The sequence below is a fragment of the Phenylobacterium sp. genome (genome assembly GCF_024508875.1).
Lineage (GTDB): Bacteria > Pseudomonadota > Alphaproteobacteria > Caulobacterales > Caulobacteraceae > Phenylobacterium.
Map to the genome: position 1 here is coordinate 1 of NZ_JANINU010000321.1, position 1,669 is coordinate 1,669.

1 protein-coding gene and 1 pseudogene are annotated in these 1,669 nt (G+C 67.3%); both read left to right on the top strand.

What is annotated here, in order from left to right:
• Positions 1–519, top strand: a pseudogene (locus Q0L11_RS20955) (DNA recombination/repair protein RecA); the annotation flags it as partial.
• A gap of 260 nt (positions 520–779) precedes the next feature.
• The coding region (locus Q0L11_RS20960; RefSeq protein ID WP_296599844.1) for an alanine--tRNA ligase-related protein at positions 780–1,669 on the top strand (890 nt) is incomplete at its 3' end.

The following is a 1,669-nucleotide window of genomic DNA, read 5'->3' on the forward strand; positions in this document are numbered from 1 at the left end:
ACCGCCTCGATCTCCAAGGCCAAGACGCTGGTCATCTTCATCAACCAGATCCGCATGAAGATCGGGGTGATGTACGGCTCGCCCGAGACGACGACGGGCGGCAACGCGCTGAAGTTCTACGCCTCGGTCCGCCTCGACATCCGCCGCACCGGTTCGGTGAAGCAGCGCGACGAGATCGTCGGCAACAACGTCCGCGTGAAGGTCGTGAAGAACAAGGTGGCCCCGCCGTTCCGCGAGGTCGAGTTCGACATCATGTATGGTGAGGGCATCTCCAAGCTGGGCGAGATCATCGACCTCGGCGTGAAGGCCGGCGTCATCGAGAAGTCGGGGTCCTGGTTCTCCTGGAACAGCCAGCGCATCGGCCAGGGTCGCGACAACGTTCGCGAGTTCCTGAAGCAGAACCCCGACCTCGCCGCCCAGATCGAGAAGCAGGTCCGCGGCGCCAAGGACGCGGTCGAGGAACAGCTCCTGGTCGGCCCCGCCGAGGGCGAGGGCGACGAGGAGGACGGCTCCCTCTAAGGGTGCCGCCGCGCGGCCGCACCGGGGCGGGCCTCTCCGCCAACCCGGGCTCGTCCCGACGCGCCACCCGCAGCGTGGCCGCCGGCGATACCCTGACGAGGCTGGACGCTCGGGCGCGCGCCCCGGGCGTCCTTTTCGTTGGGGGCGTAGCGCCCTGAGGCCGGTGGCGTCCTTTCCGTTTGGAAGCCGGCCCCAGGTTTCGTAAAGGGTCGCGGGTTCCCACCTGGGGAGCCTGCCCAACCGCGTGATGAATTGATCCGATGCCGAGCCTGAACGAGATCCGGACCCACTTCCTGGACTACTTCCAGCGCAAGGACCACACCGTGGTCCCCTCGGCTCCGCTCGTGCCGCAGAACGACCCGACCCTGCTGTTCGTCAACGCGGGCATGGTGCCGTTCAAGAACTACTTCACCGGCGCCGAGACCTCGCCGTGGCCCCGCGCGGCCAGCTCGCAGAAGTGCGTCCGCGCCGGCGGCAAGCACAACGACCTGGACAACGTCGGCTACACCGCCCGCCACCACACCTTCTTCGAGATGCTGGGCAACTTCTCGTTCGGCGACTACTTCAAGGAAGGCGCGATCGAGGCGGCCTGGACCCTGATCAACAAGGAGTTCGGCCTCGCGAAGGACCGGCTGCTGGTCACCGTCTACCACACCGACGACGAGGCCGCGGAGCTCTGGAAGAAGATCGCCGGCTTCACCGACGACCGCATCATCCGCATCGCCACCTCCGACAACTTCTGGTCCATGGGCGACACCGGTCCCTGCGGCCCGTGCTCCGAGATCTTCATCGACCAGGGGCCCGAGCTGTTCGGCGGCCCTCCCGGCAGCCCGGACGAGGACGGCGACCGGTTCCTCGAGTTCTGGAACCTGGTCTTCATGCAATTCGAGCGCTTCGCCGACGGCACGCAGAAGCCGCTGCCGAAGCCCCAGATCGACACCGGCATGGGCCTGGAGCGCATCTCGGCGATCCTGCAGGGGGTGAAGTCCAACTACGACACCGACCTGTTCCGCACCCTGATCGCGGCCAGCGTCGAGGCGACCGGCGTAAAGGCCGAGGGCGACGCCCAGCCGTCGCACCGCGTCATCGCCGACCACCTGCGCTCGTCCAGCTTCCTGATCGCCGACGGCGTGCTGCCCTCGAACGAGGG